The following is a 20,427-nucleotide window of genomic DNA, read 5'->3' on the forward strand; positions in this document are numbered from 1 at the left end:
GCTGGCCGGGCAGCCCTTGTCTGAACTGGGCCCGGAGCGTCTGGCAGCGCTGCGCACCCTCATGCCAGCCCAGCCGCGCGACCGCTTCAACCTGTCGGCGCTCGCCCTGCTCGAACTCTCGCAGCCGGAACCAGACGGGCCCTCCGCCCATGAGGCACTGCGCCGGGTGGATGCCTGGGCGCTGCGTGATCGCCCGGTGCTCGACCTGTCCGCCGGTGAGCGGCAACGGGTGAGTCTGGCGCAGGCGCTGGTACAAGGCGCAACCCTGCTGCTGCTCGACGAGCCGGTGGCGTTTCAAGATCCTGGGCATCAGTCCCTCGTGGGCTCGGTGCTGTCCAACCTTAGCGACCGCGTGGTGGTGTTTTGTGCGCACGATGTGAACTGGGTCGCGCGTTGTGCCACCCATGTGCTGGGCCTCGGCTTGCAGCAACAGGCGCAAGGCTGGTTCTTCGACACCTGCGAGGCTGCTCTGCAAGCCGAGCGGCTGCATCATCTGTACGACTGCCGCTGGACGCAGTTGCGCGACGCCAACGGACTCCGCGCCTGGGTGGCCCTGTAGCGCTCGATTCAGGGCTGCGGCTGCGGATCGCCGATACTTACGCCATGGCAACAACGATCTCGCACCCGGATACCCCCAAACCCCCGCTGCCCAGGGCCAGCCGCTGGCGTGTGCTCAAGGCCAGGGTGAGCACGGCAATGCGGCTGCTGCTGAGCAAGCTGGGGCAAAACGGACCACAGTGGCTGATCGCCTTTCTGGCGCTGGCAACAGGCGCGGTGCAGATCAGCCCGCAATTCGTGCAGATGCGCCAGGCCGTGCTCGACATCCTGGCGCAGGGCGCCGACGGCATCTCCGGTCTGGCCGATCTGGCCGCGTTTCCGCATGTGATCATCGGCATCGGGCTCATTCTCATGGTGCCGGGCTTGCTGCTGCGGGCTCGGGTGGCCTGGGTGCTCGGGGTGCTGCTCAGCGCCCTGTCGGCCGGGCTGGCATTGTGGGCAGCTCATGGAGGGATCAACGCCACCATTGCGCTCTCGGGCCTGTTGCTGCTGGCGCTGCTGCTTTACACCAGCCGCTTTGCCCGCAGCAGCCTGGCCGCCAGCTCACTATTTGCCCTGCTGGGTGTAGGCAGCTTGCTGATCTACGGCACGCTGGGCAGCCTGTGGTTCGGCGCGGGATACACGCCGCCGATTCACAGCCTGCCCACGGCGTTTTATTACACCATCGAGACCATGTCCACGGTCGGCTATGGCGACATCGTGCCGCACACTGTGCAGGCACGAATGTTCACCGTATCGATGATCGTGGTGGGCATTTCGGTGTTTGCCACCACGCTGTCGGTCGTGATCGGGCCGCTGATCGGGGGCAGTCTCAAACGGACTCTGGAGGGAAAAATGCAACGCGAACAGCGCAAAAACCATTACGTCATCATCGGCGCGTCGAGCCTGGCTTATGCCATGTGGAAGGAGCTGAGCAGCCGGGGCGTGCCGGTCACCATCATCGCTCCCAGCGGCCACCCCTCGCCGTTTCCCGAAACCGCCGACGTCATCACCGCCGACGCCACGCGCAGCGAAACGCTCGAACTCGCCGGTGTGCCCAAGGCCAAGGCCGTGCTCACCCTGCGCGACGACGATGCCGAAAACGCCTTCGCCGTGCTCGCGGTGAAGGAATTGGCCCCGGGCGTGAAGACCATCGCCGGGGTCAACGACGTGCGGCATGTCAACAAAATCCGGCGGGTGCAACCCGACGTGCTGTTCGCCCCGCAGCTACTCGGCAGTCAGTTGCTCGCGCGCGATCTGTTCGACGAGCCCATCGACAACAGCACCGTTCACAAACTGTTGTTTCCAGAGACTTGAGGCATGAACTGATCAAGCCATGAAAAACGCCCGCATTTGCGGGCGTTTTGTTGCAGGGCCGAAGCCGGATCACTCGGTAATCTTGGCTTTGGCGCGCAGTTCGTCCTGATACTTGGTGACTTCCTGGCGCTGCAGTTCGGCCTGGATTTGCGGCTTGAGTTGATCGAGCGTTGGGGCCTTGGCCGGGCGGGTGGCGTCGAGCTTGATCACATGCCAGCCGAACTGGCTCTGCACCGGCGTCTGGGTGTACTGGCCGGGCTTGAGGGCTTCAAGCGCCTTGGCGAACGGCGGCACATAGTTGTTGGGGGTGGACCAACCCAGATCGCCGCCATTGGCTGCGCTGCCGGTGTCCTTGGAGTATTTCTTCGCTAGTTCGGAGAACTTGGCGCCTTTTTTCAGCTGGGCGATGATGTCCTGAGCTTCTTTTTCGCTCGGCACCAGGATGTGCTGCGCCTTGTATTCGGTGGAGCCGAAGCTCTTGACGAATTTATCGTATTCGGCCTTGATCTGGGCATCGGTGATGGGATGCTTTTGCAGATAGGCGTTGAACAGCGCGCGGATGAGGATGTTCTGACGCGCGATGCGAATCTCGTCTTGCACTGCGGTTTCTTTGTCCAGGCCGAGCTTGTCGGCTTCCTGCACCATCACTTCACGGCTGATCAGCTCGTTCTTCACCATCTCTTTGAGTTGGGGCGTGACGGCCTGACCCTGCTGCTTGGCCATGCTGTTGGCGACGGAGTCGGCCAGGGACTGCGGAATGGGTTTGCCATTCACAGTGGCGATGTTCTGTGCCCAGACGGGGGCGGCAAACGCGCAGCTCAATGCGGCAACGGCCAGAATGCGGGAGAGTTTCAACATGAAGTCATCCAGAAGGGGAGGGAACAAACGACCAGGGCGCACGGTCAACTTTTCAGTGTGCGCTGACCTCGGGAGGGTCTCCGGGGGCCTGGCAATCGAGCACCAACGCATGAATCTCATGGTGCATCATCGAAGCCAAGGCATCATACACGAGGCGGTGCCGCGCGAGACGCGAGGCGCCAGCGAACCGCGCGCTGACGATGCGCACGCGGAAATGGCTGCCCATCGCATCGAATCCGCCATGCCCGGCGTGAGCGGCGGAGTCGTCGGTCACCTGCAGTGTTTCGGGCTTGAGCGCCTGCTGCAACAGGGTCTCGATGCGATCTCGGCGGGAAATCGGCCCGGACATCAAGCGTTCTCGTCCAGCTTCATATGTTTGGCCAGCAGCAGCGACTGCCCGAGCACGAACACCAGCGTCAGCGCCAAGCTGCCGAACAGCTTGAAGTCCACCCAGAGGTTGGTGGAAAAGTTGTAGGCGATCACGATGTTGAGCATGCCCATCAGCGCGAAAAAAGCCACCCACGACCAGTTGACGCGGTTCCAGATCGGATCGGGGAGTTGCATCTGCTTGCCCATGAGGGCGCGCATCAGATTCTTGCCCTGAAACAGTTGCGCGCCGGCGAGGATGAGGGCGAACAGCCAGTACAGCACGGTGGGTTTCCACTTGATGAAGGTGTCGTTGTGGAACAGCAAGGTCGCGCCGCCGAAGACGACGACCACGGCCAGACTCATCCACAGCATCGGCTCGACCTTGCGGTGCTTGAACCAGACCCAGCCGATTTGCGCAAAGGTCGCGGCGATGGTCACCGCCGTGGCGGCGTAAATGCCCGCCACCTTGAATACGATGAAAAACAGGATGATGGGGAAGAAATCAAAAATCAGTTTAGGCATATGAAAAATAAAAAATAGATTTTTTGGGCCGCAGAAAGTTGCCTCAAAGATTCAATGGGCTGCTGGCGCCAGCGGAATAACAATTGGTCGATGGTATCGGCTTACCGAAGGTGCTCCTACCTGCGTCCCTACACCTGGCGGTGGCAGCCCCCATCATCTGGTTAGCGGGATTGTTGCCCGCGGTCCGGGTCATGAGGCGTTCTCCATGTCAGCCTGGACCGGTAGTTTGCGGGCGGATGCGGCGATCTCGGCCCCCGCTGCGGCAAAGCGGCTGTCTTGTTCAGCGATGAGCACATGGCAGTTTTCAAGTTCGAGGTAAAGCGGGATCAGAGATCGATCACATCGCCTTGTTTCGGGCGTTGTACCCGGGTGTTTTTGAGCAGCGCGGCAAACGCGTCCATGCTGTGCGGATCGCCGTGTGCTGCCAGGCGAGCAGTTCGCGCTGATCGGCGTGTGCCGAGAAGCCGTTGATGGTGTAGAGCCGCGCGTGCACCGGAATCTCTTCACCAAACAGCTTGACCTTCTTGGCGCCATCGATCAGCAGCCGCGCGAGGGTGCCGCGCGCGGCATATCCGACAAACACCACACTGGACTCGTGCCGCCCCAGGTTGTGACGCAGGTGATGCCGCACCCGCCCGCCGGTGGCCATGCCCGAGCCGGCCATGATGACCGCGCCGCCCACCAGACGGTTAAGGGCGATGGAATCGGCGGCTTCACGGGTGAAGCGCAGCCCCGGCAAGGAAAACGGGTCGCTGCCTGCGCGAAACAAAGCGTCAATGGCGTTGCCGTAGCACTCGGGGTGGTGGCGGAAGATTTCGGTGGCGGAAATCGCCATCGGGGAATCGAGAAAGACCGGCAAGGTGCGAGGCAGTTTGCCCGCCTCGAGGCCTTCGCGCAGGTAAAAGAGAATCTCCTGCGCGCGCTCGAGTGCAAATGTCGGAATGACGACATTTCCCCCGCGCTTGAGGGTCTCGCTGATGGCCGCGAACAGTTCGGCGATCGAGGGCTCGATGGGTTTGTGCAAACGGTCGCCGTAGGTCGTCTCCATCACCACCGAGTCGGCGCGGGGCGGCAGTTGCGGGTCGCGCAGCACGGCGTGGCCGCCATTGCCCAGGTCGCCAGAGAAAATCACCGAGCGGTGCGCCCCCGATGCGGTCTGTTCAATGCGGATGCTGGCTGAGCCCAGAATGTGTCCGGCATCGAAAAAGGTGGCGCTCAGGCCCGGTGCGAGCTCCAGCGTCTGCCCATAGACCGCGGTACGGCCGAAAAACTCCAGGGCATTGAGCGCATCGAGCGTGGTGTAGAGCGGCTGTGCCTGGGCGTCGCCGCGACGATGGGCGTGACGCGTGTTGCGCTCGGCCTCCTCTTCCTGCAGATGGGCGGCGTCGAGCAGCACCACACGGGTGAGTTCACGCGTGGCCGCCGTGGTGATGATCTCGCCGCGAAACCCGCGCTTGACCAACAGCGGAATGCGGCCGCAGTGATCGAGGTGCGCATGGGTGAGCAGCAACAGGTCGATCGACTTGGGGTCGAAGCCGAAGTCCTCGGCGTTTTCCTCGTCGAGTTCATGGCTGCCCTGGAACATGCCGCAGTCGATGAGCACTCGCATGCCCTGCGCATGCAGCAGATGGCAGGAGCCGGTGACATTGCGATCGGCGCCGTGGAAGGAGAGTTTCATGGTTATTGTCCTTGTGGTGACTCGGTTGCGGAGCCTTCCAGCGGCGAGCCGTTGCGGGCATGCCAGGTGCAAATGCCCTCCCAGGCCTCCCGCGCGTCTTCGGCAAACCAGAACAGCCGGGCATCTTCTTCGTCGATGCTGCCGGCTTCGAGCAGAAAGTCGACGTTGAACACGCCGCGCCAGTACGACTCGCCGATCAGCACGATGGGAATGGGGGCGGATTTGCGGGTCTGGATCAGCGTGAGTGCGCCGAACAGTTCATCGAGCGTGCCGAAGCCGCCCGGCAGCGCGACGATGGCTGCGGCGCGCTGCATGAAGTGCAGCTTGCGCAGCGCGAAGTAATGAAACTGAAAACACAGCCCCGGCGTCAGGTAGGGGTTGGGGTATTGCTCGCGCGGCAGGGAGATGTTCAAACCCAGGGTTTCAGCCCCCGCCTCGAACGCGCCGCGATTGGCTGCCTCCATGCCGCCAGGGCCGCCGCCGGTCATCACCGCGAGCCCTGGAATCCGCGCTGCGCCGATCATCTGGCCGAGTTCGAAGCCGATTTGGTAATAGCGCGACAGCGCCATGCGGCGCTCGGCCAGACGCAGCGCCCGGGCGACGGCCGCGTCGTGCGGTTGCTCGGCAGCCTGACGCCGGGCTTGTTCGAGCTCGCTTCGCGCCGTCTGCGGCTCGCGCAGCCGCGTGCTGCCGAAGACCACGATGGTGCGAGTGATGCCGTGCGCCTGCAACGCCTGCTCGGCTTTCTCATAGTCGAGCTGCAATCGCAGGCCGCGGTGCGCGTCGGTATGGAGAAACGCCACATCGCGGTCGGCCTCGACATACGACGGATGCTCCATGATGGCGCGCAGCCGGGCCTGCGCTTGTGCCTCTTCCTCCACCGGTTTGGGACGTTCCCAAGGCAGCGGTTGGGTACGCTTCTGGGCTTGTCATCGGCCTGCTTGATGCGGCGCACGAAGGCAGCATCTGTAGGGCGTTGCTCAGCCCCATCTCCTCGCGCACCTGTTTCATCGCCAGACACTTTAGGTCAAAACCCTCGGCATGGGCCAGGTCTTCACCGACGATGCGACGCAACTGTGATGCTGCGCGGGAGGGAGCCGGTCGAAGCAGCCCCGCAAATCACTTCTTGCGCATCGGGCAGGTGCGAATGCCGAGCACCATGTAGAGCGGACAAATGCCCACCGCCCCCGCGACCAAAGGCACAACGCCAATCCAGCCCCAGAGGCCAATCACATGGGTCAGCGTCAGGGCGATAAGCACCAGACCCACTATCACGCGAAGAGCGCGATCCAAGGTTCCTTCATTGACTGTCATGAGTGTGTTTCTCCGGATGTATTGAACGAATAGGCCAATTTGAACGGTTTTGACTCTAGCAGCATCCTGATACATCAGGGCTTATCGGAAATCCGTACGCTGTGCATGCATGCTGGAGCATGCCGCAGAGCATGACAGGTATCGCGACCCGACTTTTTCATCACTCCACGTTTTCCCATGACTGTAGACGACCTTAAAACCCAATTTCGCCAGCAATCCCAGGCCGCGCTTAGCCTGAACATCGCTTACATCGGCGTCGTCAACGGCCTCTTCAGCACCCTGCATCGCCTGGGCACGGCGTCTGCCGCCACCTTGGCCGATGCGGCCGGGTTGGATTCTGCCTATGTGCTGCGCTGGTGCGACGCCGCCTACGCCTTCGGTTATCTGGAGGCACAGGGCGACGTCTTCCGTCTTACGACGACAGGCGAAGCCATGCGCCCCGATGCCCCGGGCACGCTTATGCCGATGGCCGTGCAATCCGTCCTGTCGGCGCACATGGCCGAGCGCGCGGCAGGGCTGATGCGCACTGGGGAACGCCCAGGCGAGCAGGTTTTGGCCGAGCGCGACACCGTGTTGCCCTGGTTCGGGCCGATGCTAGAGGCGAATTTCGCATCGATGTTCGAACAAACGATTTGTCCGGCAGTACCCGCTTTCGCCGATGTGGACGCCCGCGGAGGTCTTGCCGTCGACCTGGGCTGCGGCAATGGCTGGTATTTGCGCGCACTGGCGCGGCGCTGTGGCAAGCTGCGGGGGTTGGGCATCGACGGTTTCCAGGAGAACATCGCCCAAGCCGAAGACATTGCCCGGCAGCAGGGCTTGGCCGACAGGCTGCGTTTCATCCAGGGTGACATCCACGCGCTCACGCTGGAAGAACCTGCCGACCTGATTGCGATGAACCGCGCCCTGCATCATGTATGGGAGAAAGACACCCACACGCTGTTCACCTGGCTGCGCGGCAATCTCAAGCCGGGCGGTTATATGGTGATCTGGGAACCGGCCTGGCCGGCAGACCGCACCGCCCTGCGCGAACCCAGCCGTAAGGGGCTGGCGTTTCAGAATCTCAGCGAACATGTGCAGGGTAACCATTTCCTGCGGCCGGACGAAATCCAGGCGGCTTTTGCCCAGGCGGGTCTGCAGTCGCAGGTGCACCTCTTCGCACAGGGCAACGAGGCCGTGGTCGTCGCACAGAGATAAAGCCGTAGCGAACCTGCGGCGTTGATCCTTTGCTTGCCGGCCCAGCCGCGAGGGCTCTCAAGTTGAACGGTTGGTGCGGGCCGCGGCGAATGCTCGCCTCGTCCGAGATGAGGACGTTGGCGCGGCGGTTTTGTGCGTCAGTCGGCACGCTGGCACGCCTGGCCTGTGCTGATCGGGCGGATGTGGGGGCGCTGATCCTGGAGTTTGCCCCGCACGACGTCGGCTGGTGTTGCCGGTGATCCGCGGTGTGGCGCTTTCGGCGCCGCTTACCATGTTCACAAGTCGCATCGCCCCGGCGCACTGGCTGCGGCGGCCTCGGTTGCTGCTGACCCCGCAAGAGACCGATCCGCGAGCAAGCTCGCCGCACTGCAGACCCAGCCCCTGAAGGACGCCATCGCTGCGCACCGATGGCGCAGGCCGATCCCCTGGCGCAAGAACTGAGGACACATTGATGCATCGACGTGATTTTCTGCGCGGCAGTGCGGCGAATTTCGCCGCGCTGGCGCCCTGGCCAATGGAATTCAAGCAAGAAAAGCGGCCGCCACCGGCGCCGGCGCGCGGCATCGCGCACTTCGGAGAGCCGCAGCAGTTCTCTTTCGACTGGTTGAAGGGGCTGGCGCAAGCGAAGTCGCTCACCGCTTACAGCGAACCAGTCGCGCCGCTGCCGGCTGCGGTGCAGAAGCTCTCCTGGGACCAGTGGCAGTCGATCAGCTACCGTCCCGAGCGCACGCTGTGGTGTGAGGACGATCTCTTCTTTCGCATCCGCTTCGATCACCTCGGCTACACCATGAAGCGCTCGGTGCGCATGTACGCCGTGGAGCGCAATACCGCGCGCCAGATCCTGTTCGATCCGACACTGTTCGACTACAGCCGCTCGGGACTGAAGCCGGGTGAGATTCCGAAGCAATTGGGCTTTTCCGGATTCAACGTGCTGTTTCACACCAACTGGGCGGACGACCGGGCGGTGTTCCAGGGCGCCTCCTACTTCCGCGCTGTCGACGCCAGCGGCCAGTACGGCATGTCACAGCGCGGACTGGCGATCGACACAGGCATGGCCCGGCCGGAGGAATTCCCCGACTTCGTCGCCTTCTACCTGCAGAAGCCCGCACCCGAATCGACGCTGCTCACCGTGTATGCCCTGCTCGACTCCCCGAGCGTCACCGGCGCTTATCGTTTCATCATCGATGTGGCGAGCACGCTGGTGATGGACGTGGACTTCACGCTCTACCCGCGCCGTCGGATCGAGCGGCTGGGCATCGCGCCGGGCACCAGCATGTATCTGGTCGGGGAAAACGACCACCGTGTGGCCGACGACTGGCGCCCGCAGATCCACGACTCGGACGGCCTGCAGATGCACACCGGCGTCGGAGAGTGGATCTGGCGTCCGCTCACCAACCCGGCGCATCTCCAGGTCAATTCCTACCTCGACGACAATCCGCGCGGTTTCGGCCTGATGCAGCGCGACCATAACTTCGCCGACTACCAGGACGACGGGGTCTGGTACGACCGGCGGCCGAGTTGCTGGGTCGCCCCGAAGGGTGCCTGGGGCAAGGGCGCGGTCATGCTGGTGGAAATCCCCACCATCGATGAGACGATGGACAATATCGTGGCGTTCTGGAATCCGGCCGAAGAAATCGTTCCCGGCCGCGACTACAGCTATGGCTACCGCTTGTACTGGTGCCGCGAGAATCCCTTCGCATCCCGACTCGGACACGTCCAAGCGACCCGCGACGGCATCGGCGGGATCGTCGGCCAGAAGCGCAGTGAGTTCTCCTGGCGCTTCGTGATCGATTTCGTCGGCGGCGATCTGCCGATGCTGGTCGCCAGCGACAAAGTCCGCGCCGTGGTCAGCACCTCGCACGGCCACGTACAACTCGTGTCGGCCCGCCCGTTGCTGCCTCTCAAGGGCTGGCGCGCGATGTTCGACCTGGTGCCCGGTGAAGCCGTAGAGCCGATCAACCTCAGGCTGTTCCTGCAGCTCGACGGCCAGGCGCTCACCGAAACTTGGATCTACCAATACACGCCGCCGCCGCTCGCCGTGCAGCGCAGTTACGTCCAGACCTGACCATGGCGCCGCGGGGGCCTGACGCGCAGCGGCTGGTCTGGGGGCGCTCAGGAATCCGGCTCCGGCGTCTCTTCCCCCAGTTGCGGAGCTGGCACCCAGAAAAAGCCCAAGGCATGGGCCAGGCTTCCCAGGCGCTCGCTGGAGGTCCAGCTGATCAGCCAGGGCGAACTGAGTAGCCCGAGCGTGATCGGCAAGAACCACAGGCCGACCACCGGGTCGAACCAAGCCAGCGCGGCGAAGGCCAGACCGAGCACGAGGTGCTCGCGCAGGTCGGCAAGGGTCGACAGCACCGGGATGCGGCGAGCCTCGCGCACCTGGGCCGACCAGCCGGAGGGAATTCCCAGCGCCATTGCCAGCAAGCTCTTGGTCTGGGTCATCATGATCACCGGCGCCATCAGCATCGCCAGGGGAATATCCAGCGCCACGGATCGCACGATGCGTGCAGCGCCGCCGAAGCTGCGCCTGCGGGCGGCGGACGACAGCATCCAGGTCAGTCCCATCAGCTTGGGGCCGAACAGCAGCAGCAGCGTGAGCCACAGCACCCAGGAAGTCGAGATCCCCATCAGCGTGGCCTCGCGGGAAAAGATCACCTGCAAGGCGCTGGTCAGCAGCAGTAACAGCCAACCCGGCGAGGTCAGGTAGGCCGAGGCCCCGAGCAGCAGATGTAGCCGGCTGGCCCAGTGCAGCCCCGAGGTGCCGAGCAGCCGCAGGTGTTGAAGGTTACCCTGCATCCAGCGCCTGTCGCGCTTGGCGTAGTCGATGATCGACGGCGGGAATTCCTCGTAGCTGCCGTCGATCATCACCATGTGAACCGCCCAGCCGCGTCGGCGCAGCAGAGCCGACTCGAACATGTCGTGGCTCTGAATATGGCCGCCTAATGGATGCTTGCCCGGCAACTCGGGCAGGCCGCAGCTCTGCGCGAACGCGCGCGTGCGCACGATCGCGTTGTGGCCCCAGAAATTGGCTTCCGAGCCCGACCACCACAGCAGGCCCGCTGTGGCGATAGGGCCGTAGGCTTCGCTGGCGAACTGCATCCAGCGCTGGAACAGGGTGTGCGCGTTGGTGATCATCGGCACCGTCTGCAGCAACCCGATCGACGGCCGCTCCTCCATGATCGACGCCATGCCCACGATGGCGTCACCGCTCATCAGGCTGTCGGCGTCGAGCACCAGCATGCACTCGTAGGCGGCGCCGAACCGGCGCACCCAATCGGCGATGTTGCCCGGTTTGCGTGCGGTGTTGTGCTCGCGCCGGCGGTAGTACACCGCGATGGGGGCCTCGCGCGCCAACGCGAGCCACGCCGCCTGCTCGCGCTCGCCGTTGTCCTCGCTCGAGTCGCTCAGCACGAAAAAGTCGATCCAGGCGGCTCCCCCTGCCGCAGCGATGGAGCGCGCCATGGTGCGCACGCGGCCGAAGGTGGCGTCGACATCCTCGTTGTAGATCGGCATCAGTACCGCGACGCGATGGCGCAGCGGCTGCGCCGGGCTGGGCACCGGCGTGAAGCCCGGATGATCTCCGCTGATCAGCTTGTAGAAGCCGATGGCCGAATTCACGAAACCGAAGGAGATCCACCCGAACAGCGGCACGAACATCACCAGCAGCACGATGTCGAGCGCGTTGACCTGCTCGCGCGCGAGCACCATGCGCAGTTGCGTGGACGCCGCCAGCGCGAGCACGGCCGTCAGCGCGATGAGCAGCAGGCGCTTGATCAGCAGGCCGTGCGGCTGGGTCTTCACCTCGATCGCCCCCGGAGGTGGGCCGTCCAGGCGCTGGATAGGCATGTCGAGCGCGGCCTCTGGAGGCAGCATCGGGGGCGCGGGGTTTATCGCGTGATTAGCGGACATGGCGTATGCGTGCGCGGTGACTCAATCCTCGAGCGTGACCACGACGGTCTCACTGAGTGCCTGCGTCCCGCGGCGCAGGAACAAGCGGAACTCCTTTTGCGCCAGCCCCAGGCGCAGGTCCAGCACGACGCGCCAGGAGTTTTTGCGGCCGTACAGGCGATGGGCGCGCAGGCCCATGACCGCGGAAGCCGGCAGGTTGGTCAGCGCCTGCACGCCGCTGGCATCATCCAGCCCGGCCAGCACATCGCCGCGGAAGTCGAACACGTACTTGCGCGTGGACGGATCGGGCGGGGTGTCGGCCGGACCAGCCGGCCCGATCAACAGATTGCAGCAGTGCGCGTTGGCATCGGTGCTGGGATCGGCGGACGTCCACGTCAACCGGTACGCCACGTCGCGGCGCTGCCCGGCACGCGCCGGTTCGTCGGCAACCCAGAATGCGCCGATGTTGTCCACAGTCTCCGAGATCGACGCCATCTCGTAGAGCATCACGCTGCCCGTGCCCCAGTCGCCCTGGGGCTGCACCCACAGCGAAGGCCGCAGTTCGTAGAACAACGTGTCGTCCTCGTAGTTGGTGAAATCGCGATCGCGCTGCATGAGGCCGAAGCCGCCCGGGTGATCGGCGCGGAAGGCGTTCACGCGCGCCTGAGCCGGGTTGTGGAGCGGGCGCCAGATGCGCTCGCCGGCTCCGGTGCGGATGGCCAGGCCCCCGGAATCGTGCACCTGCGGGCGCCAATCGCCGATCGGATGGGGGTGGGGCATGCCGTCGGCGCGCGTCTGGTCGTAGAGGAACATGCTGGTCTGCGGGGCGATGCCCAGGCGCTGCACATCGCGTCGCAGGAAGAGTGCACAACGCACGTCCTGCACCACGTCCACGCCCTCGTGACGCCAGGTGTCGATGGCGTAGGCCCCGGCCAGCGAAGGGCCGTCGAGCAGGGCGTGGGTGATCACGTGGTCGTCCGACGGCTGCTCGATCCAGAAGTCGGTGAATACTGGGAACTCCTCCGGCCCCGGCAGGCCGGTGTCCACCGAGATGGCCCGTGCCGAGAGGCCGTAGCGGTTGGATGTCCCCGAGCAGCGAAAGTACGAGGCCCCGAGAAAAGCCATCCAGTCGGTGCGCGCGTCGGGCGCCAGCACGCGCCAGCCAGCCGGATCGGCGGTCTGTCCGCTGTCGAACAGCCCGTGCGTGTCGATCAGTCTCCTGGCCACGCCGTGGTCGACGACATGGATCGACACGGCCAGCGGCGCCACGCCACGGCGCGGCGGGAACAGGCGCACCGTGCCCGTCACCGCTTCGGCGGCGCCGTAGGCCAGGCGCACGAAGGCGTCGGAGTCCAATGCCGCGTGCGCCGACGGGCGGGGCGCCACGTAGGGACGGCCCGCGAGTCGGCGCGCGCGCTCGACCAGCAGATCCCAGGAAAACGGCCGCGGCGGGCCCCAGCGGCCGCCCCCTGCGGCGAAGGCCATGCCGGGTTGCAGCAGCCCGGCGGCCAGCGAAGCAAGCGCGCCGCCGGCCTGGCGGCGGGTGAACTTGGGAGCGGAGGGGGTCATGGTGCCGTGGGGGTCGAGGGCGCGATGGCTGGGTCACGGGCCGGAGTACCGGGTTTCGGGCCTGACGCGCCCGGCGCCGCGCGCCAGCCGATGATCGCCAGTTGTCCCGGACGCACCGGCCCGCCGAGGATCTGCGTGCGATGGCCGTCGCTGGGACCGGCGACGATGGACACGCTGCGCGCCGTGCCGTCGCGATCGAGCAGGCAGAGGCTGCTGCGTTCGAGTTCGGGTTGCGTCGAGCAATGGGGGGCGAAGGCCAGCGCCGTGTTCGGCGCCAGCAGCACATTGTGGCGAACCGGCAGGGTCATTTTGAGCGTGGCCGCGGCGGCCGGCGGAATGCGCGGATCGGGCGCCAGCGCGAACTCGGCCTGGCGCACACCCGCCGGGTCGGTGGTGGTACGCAGCAAAGTGGCAGCGCGCTCTGCGCCATCGGTGCCGGAGATGACCACCTGTGCCGACTGCCCCGCGGGCAGCGACTCGATACCAGGGGGCAGCGGCACGATCACGCGCGCGGGGGCGTCCAGCGGCGCCAGTTCGAGCAGCGGCTGTCCGACCTGAACCTGACTGCCCGGCGCCACCAGCGACCGGACCACCACCCCGGCGATGGGAGCGCGCGGCAGCATGGCCTGCAGATTGGCCATGTCGTCGTCGAGGCGGCGCTGGGCCGCAGCGAGCAACACACGATCCCGCCGCACCGCGAGTGCCGCGCTGCGCACCGCCGCGCGCGCGGTGTCCATCTCGTCCAGCGAGGGCACGCGGTGGGCCGACTCGTGCCACACCTTGTCGTACCGCGCGATCCGGGCGTCGGCCAGCCTGGACTCCACGAAGGCACGCGCCAGTTGGTCGCGCGCGGCGGCCAGCGCCAGGCGGTCGGCATCGATAGCCTGTGCAAAAGCGCTGGTATCCACCACGGCCAGCGCCTGGCCGGGCGCCACCGTGTCGCCCGGAGCCACCGGTACTGCGGTGATCAAGGCATCTCGCGGCGCACGCACCGTGATTTCGCCGACCAGGTAGGCCCGGCCTTTGATGGACAGTTGCGGACGCAGGTCGCCGCGAATGATCGGCGCCATGTAGTACGGGGTCGTGTTGCCCTCGAGAAAACGCAGCAGCAAGCTGCCCGCCACCCCCAGCGCCAGCAGCAGCAGCGCGATGCTGATCCAGCGCCGCGCGCGACTGCGTGGGCGCGCGTCGAGCAGCACATCGACCTGCGAGGCGTCGTTCGGCTCAGTCACGGCAGGCTCCGGCTGCCAACGGCATGTCTCCGACCGAGCTGCGCGTCGGCTCGCGCAGCCTGGCCTGGTTCCTGCGCAGACCGACGTCGGTCCACAGATCGATCGCCGCACGCGCCAGCCGCGCCCGGGTGTCGATGCGCGCCTCGCGCACCGACAGTTGCGCGGTTTGCGCCACGTACAGAGTGGCGAAATCGCCGGTTCCCAGACGGTAGGCAGCGCGCGCATCGTCCGCGGTGCGCTCAGCGTCGCGCTCGATCTCGGGCAGTACGGCCTCGCGCGCCCGCACCTCGGCCAGCGCGGCGCGCAGACCAGCCGCTTGCGCGTCGTCGCATGCCGCCGCGGCCGCGCCGTCGGCGTCGAGCCAAGGCACTTGAGCGCCGTCGGCGATCCACAATCCCAGTTGCCATGGCGCGACCGCCGCGCGCCGCGCCAGCGTCGCTTCGGCCGCGGCTAGGCGAGCGCGCGTGTCGGCAAGCGCGCTCGCATTGGTGCCGATCAGCGACGCCGCCAGTCCGCTGTCAACCCCCGAGACCAGCCCGGCCTCGTAGCGCCAGCGCGCGAAGTCGGCATCGTCGTGGAACCGATCCTGGAACGCCTGGCGCAAGGCCAGGTTCCATTGCAGGCGGCGCACCTCGACGTAGGCACGCGCGATGCGCGCGGCCTTGCGCTGGCGCGCGTCGGCCAGCCGCACGGCCTGCACTTCGGGGGAATCGGGCATCTGCTGCAGCATGCGGCCGACCCAGCGGGCGAGGCGGAAGCGCCACTGCTGCGAGCGCGCCTGCAAGTCGGCCAGGGCGCGGGCTTCGCGGACCAGGAGCGGGTCCGCCGCCAGCCCGTGGTCGATCAGCCGAGCCAGCAAGGGGTCGTCGACCTCTGTCCACCACGGCACACTCGGAGCCGAGTCGGCGCTCACTGCGGCTTCGGATATCTGTGCACCGGCGGGGCTTTGCAGCGAGGCGCAACCGCCCAACGTGCACAGCACGAGTAACCCGATCCAAAGGGCTTGGAATGTTCTGAACAAGGGACGTCGGAATCCGAAACAGGAGGCAAAAATCGATGCCGTGATGGGGGAATGGTACGAAGTGTCGCGGTCTGCACCCGCGCCGACGACGCTTTCATGTGCCAACCGGAACGCGCTCACGGTAGGGCATGAGTGTACCTACCGCCGCGAGCACAAAGTCGCCTCTGGCGGAGTCGAACCAGACTTCGTCGGAGCCGCTGACCTGATTGAAAGCCCTCAGAATCTTGTCCGAAACGGGATCGAGCAGTAATGCAACTGCCTTGAAACTGGAAGTGGGTGGGCGCAGCGGGGGATAGACGGTTTCAGGGGAGCCGGGTAACGCAAAAATGCCCGGTCGAAAATAGTCCTATTTTCAGCGGGCGGCGCTCAGCTTGCTGGATATTTCAGGGCGTTTTTGCCGATTTTCTGTTCCACCGCCTGCTGCAGATCCACGCCGGTGTGATCGGCGATCTGCACGAGATAGATCAGCACGTCGGCGATTTCGTCGGCGAGGTGCTGTTGAATTTCAGGGTCTTGTCCGGCCTGCTGAGATTGCTCGGGCGTCATCCACTGGAAGATTTCCACCAGTTCGCCGGCCTCGACGATCATTGCCATCGCCAGGTTTTTCGGCGTTTGGTAGGGCGCCCAGTTGCGGTCGACGGAAAACTGTCGCAAGCGGGCTTGCAGGGCGGGAATGTCCAAACGGTGTGCTCCTCCTAATCCATGATCGCCTGCAGCAGCTCGTTTTCGAGTGTGTTCTGAATCCGGGCGTCACCCAGACCGGGGCCGGAAACCAGAAACGTATCTTCCACCCGCTCGCCGAGGGTGGTGATCTTGGCCAGTTGCAGGTCGATGTGGTGTTTGGCCAGCACCTGCGCAATGCCGAACAGCAGCCCGGCCCGGTCGTGCGCGGTCACGTTGAGAATCCAGCGCTGCCCGCGCTCATCGGGGCGCAGACCGACGCGGGGGCTGACGGGGAAGTTGCGCACCCGCCGCGACAGTCGCCCGTGATGCGGGGGCGGCAGTGGCGCGGCGCGGCCCAGTTCGGCGAGCAGCGAGGTTTCGATCACGCCGGTCATCGCCCGGTCGTGCACTTTGGTATGGGGTGACACCACGACGAAGCTGTCGAGCGCCCAGCCGTTGTTGGCGGTGTGAATCTTGGCGTCGAGAATGTTGAAGTTCTGATGATCGAAGTAGCCGCAGATGCGCGCGAACAGATCGGGTTGGTCGGGCGCGTAAACCAGCACTTCCAGCCCCTCGCCTTCGGGCGCCAGTCGCGCGCTGATCACGGGCGACTGGCTGGCCACGCGGGCATAGAGCTTGCGGGTGTGCCAGGCAATGTCTTGCGGATCGTTGCGCAGGAAATAGCCCATGTCCAGCGTGTCCCAGAGCGGCTTTTGTGCGCCCTGGGGCAGGGCGTAAAGGTTGAGGATGCGCTGCGCCTCGCGCTGGCGCAGTTGCAGTTCGGCCTCGGGTTGCGGCGTCTGGCCGCCGAGTGCGCGCAAGGTGGCGCGGTAGAGGTTTTCGAGCAGCTTGCCTTTCCAGGCGTTCCACACTTTGGGGCTGGTGCCGCGAATGTCGGCCACGGTCAGCAGGTATAGGGCGACGAGATGACGCTCATCGCCCACGCGCCGGGCGAAGGCGGCGATGACCTCGGGGTCGCTCAAGTCTTCTTTCTGCGCCACGCGCGACATCTGCAGGTGTTCGCGCACGAGGAACACGGCCAGCTCGGTGTGTTCGGCGCTGATGCCGTGCGCCTTGCAGAACTTGCGGGTTTCGACGGCGCCCAGCTCGGAGTGATCGCCGCCGCGGCCCTTGGCGATGTCGTGGAACAGCGCCGCGAGGATGAGCACCCACGGCGGATCGAAGTGTGCCGCCAGCTCCGAGCACAGCGGATATTCGTGGGCATGTTCGGGCATGAAAAAACGCCGCACATTGCGCACGACCATCAGAATGTGCTGATCGACGGTGTAGACGTGAAACAGGTCGTGCTGCATCTGCCCGACGATGCGGCGAAACGCCCACAGGTAGCGCCCGAGCACGCTGGTGCGGTTCATCAACCGCAGGGCGTGAACGATGCCTTGCGGCGCCTGCAGGATGCGCACGAACTGCTCCCGGCTGCGCGGATCGTGGCGGAAGGCGCTGTCCATCCGGTGGCGCGCCAGGTAGATGGCGCGTAGTGCTGCGGGTGAAAGCCCCCGAGCGCCGGGCGCGCGCTGGAACACCGCAAAAATTTCCAGCAGCGTCCAAGGCTCTTGTTCGAAAAGCTGGAGATTGGCGGGCTCGATCATGCCGTCGCGCAGCACATAGCGCCCGTCTTGCACACCCTTGAGCCCGACAATCGCCTGCGCCACGGCTACCGACTGCGGCCAGAGCCGCCCCTCTATATCGAGCAGCACGATCTGGTTGATCTGCTCGACGGCTTTCGCCGCCCAGTAGTAGCGCTGCATCAGACGTTCGCCAGCCCGCTTGGTCGGCGTGGGCGCAAAGCCGAGCACTTTGGCAACGGCCGATTGCTGGTCGAACACCAGACGGTCTTCGCGCCGTCCGGCCAGCACATGCAGGTGCGCGCGGATGCGCTTGATCACGGTCTCGTTGCGCTGAATCTGGCGCACGGTATTGACATGGATGATTCCATGCGCCGCCAATTCCTTCCAGCTGCGCCCCAGACCGCTGGCCTGCGCCACCCAGAGCACGACCTGCAGATCGCGCAGACCGCCGGGGCTTTCCTTGCAATTGGGCTCCAGCGCGTAGGGGGTGTCCTCGAATTTGAGATGGCGCTGCTGCTGCTCGCGCATCTTGGCCTGAAAGAAGGCGCGGGCATCGAGGTGAGCGAAAAACGCGCGGTTCAGCGAATCAGCCAAGGCGCGGTTGCCGCACAAAAAGCGCGATTCCAGCAGGGCCGTCTGCACCGTGATGTCCTTGTCGGCTTCGTCGATGCAGGCCTCGATGGTGCGCACGCTCGGGCCGATTTCCAGGCCAATATCCCAGCAGGCGGTGATGAAGCCTGAGGCGGCCGCATCGATGGCGGCGTTGCTGCCCTGGGTCTGCTCAAGCAGCAGAAGCAGATCGATGTCGGAGAACGGAAACAGCTCCCCGCGTCCATAGCCGCCCACGGCGATCAGCGCCGCATCGGGCGGCATGCCGCTTGTCGTCCACAGGGTCTGCAGCGTCTGATCGGCAAGGCGGGTGAGTCCGTGCAGCAGCGGCGTGACCTGCTGCGGGTGCTGCCCGAAGTGGTCGAGTAGCGCGGCACGTCCCTGTTTCCAGCTCAGGCGAATGTCGCTCAGCGCAACCTCAGCCGGATGGGAGGCGGCAGATGCGGTCATGGGCCTGACGTGCGCGAAGTCACGATGACGGCCAGCGCAGCGCTCAGGCGGCTAGGGCAGGCTGGCGAACGAAGGCGGGCGCGGGCTGGCAACCGGCCGAAGTGGTCAGCACTTCAAAGCCGGTGGAGGTGACCAGCACCGTGTGCTCCCACTGCGCAGACAGCGAACGGTCTTTGGTGACGATGGTCCAGCCGTCGGCCATTTCGCGGATGTCGCGCCGCCCGGCGTTGATCATGGGCTCGATGGTGAAGGTCATGCCTTCGCGCAGCACTTCTCCCGTGCCCACCTTGCCGTAGTGCAGCACTTGCGGGTCTTCGTGGAAGTTGCGGCCGATGCCATGGCCACAGAATTCGCGCACGATGCTGTAGCCCGCGCTCTCGGCGAAGGTCTGGATGACGTGGCCGATATCGCCCAGCCGCGCACCCGGTTTGACCAGCGCGATGCCATGCCACATGGCCTCGAAGGTGATGTCCACCAGCCGCTGCACATGCTTGGGCACGGTGCCGATGCTGAACATGCGGCTGCTGTCACCGTGGAATCCATCCTTGATCACGGTGACGTCGATGTTGATCACATCGCCGCTCTTCAGCGGTTTGTCGTTCGGAATGCCGTGGCAGATGACGTTGTTGACCGAGGTGCAGATCGACGCGGGGTAGGGCGTGTAGCCCGGCGGCGCGTAATTCAGCGGGGCCGGAATGGCCTGCTGCACCTGGGTGATGTAGTCGTACGCCAGCTTGTCGATCGCCTTGGTGGTGACGCCAGGCTGCACATGCGGGGTCAGGTAATCGAGCAATTCGGAGGCCAGTCGCCCGGCCACGCGCATTTTCTCGATTTCTTCAGGGGTTTTGATGGTGATGCTCATGGCGTAATTATCACACTCCTGACATGTGTTCGTGAGCCGCCTGTGCGCGTCATGGCGATTTCTATAATCTGCCGCTCACCGCCATCTCCCACCCCGCCCAGCCCGTTCAGGCTTCCCGCATGCACATCCTTTTTTTTGAAGGCGCCAGCGCCTTGTCCGCCTATCGTCAGGACGCATTGCAGGCCCGCCTGCGCCAGACCGCGCCGGAGATCGCCGATCGCGTGCGCCGTATCCATGCCCGCTATGTGCATGCGGTGGCGCTCGACGCCGCCCCGACTCCCGCGCTTCACGACAAACTCGAAGGCCTGCTGCGTTATGGCGATCCTTACGCCGGTCCCGCGCAGGGTCAGAGCCTGTATGTCATGCCGCGCCTGGGCACCCTTTCGCCCTGGGCTTCCAAGGCCACCGACATCGCTCGTTTGTGCGGCGCCGAAGTGCACCGGGTGGAACGCACGGTGCAATACCGCCTTGAGGCGGAGAGCGGGCTGCTGCGCGCCGCCAAACCGTTGACCGAGGCCGAACTGCTTCAGCTCGCCGCCCTGCTGCATGACCGCATGACCGAAACCGTGGCGCTGCATCGCAGCGAGCTGGAGCGTCTTTTTTCCGAACTGCCCCCCCAGCCGCTGCAGCACGTGGACGTGCTCTCCGGCACGCTTGACGCCGGCCGCGCGGCGCTCGCGCGTGCCAATGTGGAGCAGGGACTGGCGCTGTCGGATGACGAGATCGACTATCTGCTCGACGCCTACCGCAAGCTCGGC

Annotated in this window: 18 protein-coding genes; 5 read left to right on the plus strand and 13 right to left on the minus strand. The window is 65.2% G+C overall.

The window, feature by feature from the left end:
- The coding region (locus B7X30_RS11315; protein WP_286730667.1) for an ATP-binding cassette domain-containing protein at positions 1-559 on the plus strand (559 nt) is incomplete at its 5' end.
- Positions 560-603: 44 nt separating this feature from the next.
- On the plus strand, positions 604-1,854 hold the full coding sequence (locus B7X30_RS11320; RefSeq protein WP_286730669.1) for an NAD-binding protein: 1,251 nt from the start codon (positions 604-606) through the stop codon (positions 1,852-1,854).
- A gap of 69 nt (positions 1,855-1,923) precedes the next feature.
- Here B7X30_RS11320 and B7X30_RS11325 read toward each other — a convergent pair whose 3' ends face one another.
- From B7X30_RS11325 to B7X30_RS11350, 6 genes are all read right to left on the minus strand, one after another.
- Positions 1,924-2,712 (minus strand): peptidylprolyl isomerase, encoded by a 789-nt coding sequence (locus tag B7X30_RS11325; RefSeq protein ID WP_013105822.1) that lies wholly within the window; start codon positions 2,710-2,712, stop codon positions 1,924-1,926.
- Between the two features lie 52 nt (positions 2,713-2,764).
- Positions 2,765-3,061, minus strand: coding sequence for a BolA family protein (locus tag B7X30_RS11330; RefSeq protein WP_013123088.1), 297 nt, complete (start codon positions 3,059-3,061; stop codon positions 2,765-2,767).
- The gene (locus B7X30_RS11335; RefSeq protein WP_286730672.1) at positions 3,061-3,603 is read right to left on the minus strand and encodes a septation protein A; all 543 of its coding nucleotides are present in this window, start codon (positions 3,601-3,603) and stop codon (positions 3,061-3,063) included. Before B7X30_RS11335 ends, B7X30_RS11330 begins: the two co-directional genes overlap by 1 nt.
- Positions 3,604-3,940: 337 nt before the next feature.
- Positions 3,941-5,281, minus strand: a complete 1,341-nt coding sequence (locus B7X30_RS11340) for an MBL fold metallo-hydrolase (RefSeq protein WP_286730673.1) — start codon at positions 5,279-5,281, stop codon at positions 3,941-3,943.
- Between the two features lie 2 nt (positions 5,282-5,283).
- On the minus strand, positions 5,284-6,162 hold the full coding sequence (locus tag B7X30_RS11345) for an LOG family protein (RefSeq protein ID WP_286730675.1): 879 nt from the start codon (positions 6,160-6,162) through the stop codon (positions 5,284-5,286).
- 238 nt (positions 6,163-6,400) lie between these two features.
- On the minus strand, positions 6,401-6,595 hold the full coding sequence (locus B7X30_RS11350; protein WP_013123091.1) for a YgaP family membrane protein: 195 nt from the start codon (positions 6,593-6,595) through the stop codon (positions 6,401-6,403).
- Between the two features lie 177 nt (positions 6,596-6,772).
- Between B7X30_RS11350 and B7X30_RS11355 the strand changes: the two genes are divergently transcribed.
- A complete protein-coding gene (locus B7X30_RS11355; protein WP_286730678.1) occupies positions 6,773-7,789 on the plus strand; it encodes a class I SAM-dependent methyltransferase in 1,017 nt (338 codons plus the stop codon).
- A gap of 451 nt (positions 7,790-8,240) precedes the next feature.
- On the plus strand, positions 8,241-9,854 hold the full coding sequence (locus tag B7X30_RS11360) for an OpgD/OpgG family glucan biosynthesis protein (protein ID WP_286730680.1): 1,614 nt from the start codon (positions 8,241-8,243) through the stop codon (positions 9,852-9,854).
- A 47-nt stretch (positions 9,855-9,901) separates the two neighbouring features.
- Here B7X30_RS11360 and mdoH read toward each other — a convergent pair whose 3' ends face one another.
- The 7 genes from mdoH to map form a co-directional block, all read right to left on the minus strand.
- Positions 9,902-11,698 carry a glucans biosynthesis glucosyltransferase MdoH gene (gene mdoH, locus B7X30_RS11365; RefSeq protein WP_286730683.1) on the minus strand — a complete coding sequence of 599 codons (1,797 nt, stop codon included), beginning with the start codon at positions 11,696-11,698 and terminating at the stop codon, positions 9,902-9,904.
- 21 nt (positions 11,699-11,719) lie between these two features.
- Positions 11,720-13,246 carry a glucan biosynthesis protein D gene (locus tag B7X30_RS11370; RefSeq protein ID WP_286730684.1) on the minus strand — a complete coding sequence of 509 codons (1,527 nt, stop codon included), beginning with the start codon at positions 13,244-13,246 and terminating at the stop codon, positions 11,720-11,722.
- Positions 13,243-14,478: an efflux RND transporter periplasmic adaptor subunit gene (locus tag B7X30_RS11375; RefSeq protein ID WP_286730687.1), complete on the minus strand. Its 1,236-nt coding sequence runs from the start codon at positions 14,476-14,478 to the stop codon at positions 13,243-13,245. Before B7X30_RS11375 ends, B7X30_RS11370 begins: the two co-directional genes overlap by 4 nt.
- Entirely contained in the window at positions 14,471-15,499 is a 1,029-nt protein-coding gene (locus B7X30_RS11380) for a TolC family protein (protein WP_286730689.1), read from the minus strand. The genes B7X30_RS11375 and B7X30_RS11380 overlap by 8 nt, the downstream gene beginning before the upstream one ends.
- A gap of 366 nt (positions 15,500-15,865) precedes the next feature.
- On the minus strand, positions 15,866-16,180 hold the full coding sequence (locus tag B7X30_RS11385; RefSeq protein WP_286730690.1) for a nucleotide pyrophosphohydrolase: 315 nt from the start codon (positions 16,178-16,180) through the stop codon (positions 15,866-15,868).
- Between the two features lie 14 nt (positions 16,181-16,194).
- Positions 16,195-18,807: a [protein-PII] uridylyltransferase gene (locus tag B7X30_RS11390; RefSeq protein WP_286730693.1), complete on the minus strand. Its 2,613-nt coding sequence runs from the start codon at positions 18,805-18,807 to the stop codon at positions 16,195-16,197.
- 43 nt (positions 18,808-18,850) lie between these two features.
- The gene (gene map, locus B7X30_RS11395) at positions 18,851-19,669 is read right to left on the minus strand and encodes a type I methionyl aminopeptidase (RefSeq protein WP_286730694.1); all 819 of its coding nucleotides are present in this window, start codon (positions 19,667-19,669) and stop codon (positions 18,851-18,853) included.
- A 119-nt stretch (positions 19,670-19,788) separates the two neighbouring features.
- Here map and B7X30_RS11400 point away from each other — a divergent pair.
- Positions 19,789-20,427 (plus strand): phosphoribosylformylglycinamidine synthase family protein (locus B7X30_RS11400; RefSeq protein ID WP_502694430.1); only part of this gene is annotated, 639 nt, incomplete at its 3' end.

Source organism: Thiomonas sp. 13-64-67, from assembly GCF_002282795.1.
Classification (GTDB): domain Bacteria; phylum Pseudomonadota; class Gammaproteobacteria; order Burkholderiales; family Burkholderiaceae_C; genus Thiomonas; species Thiomonas arsenitoxydans.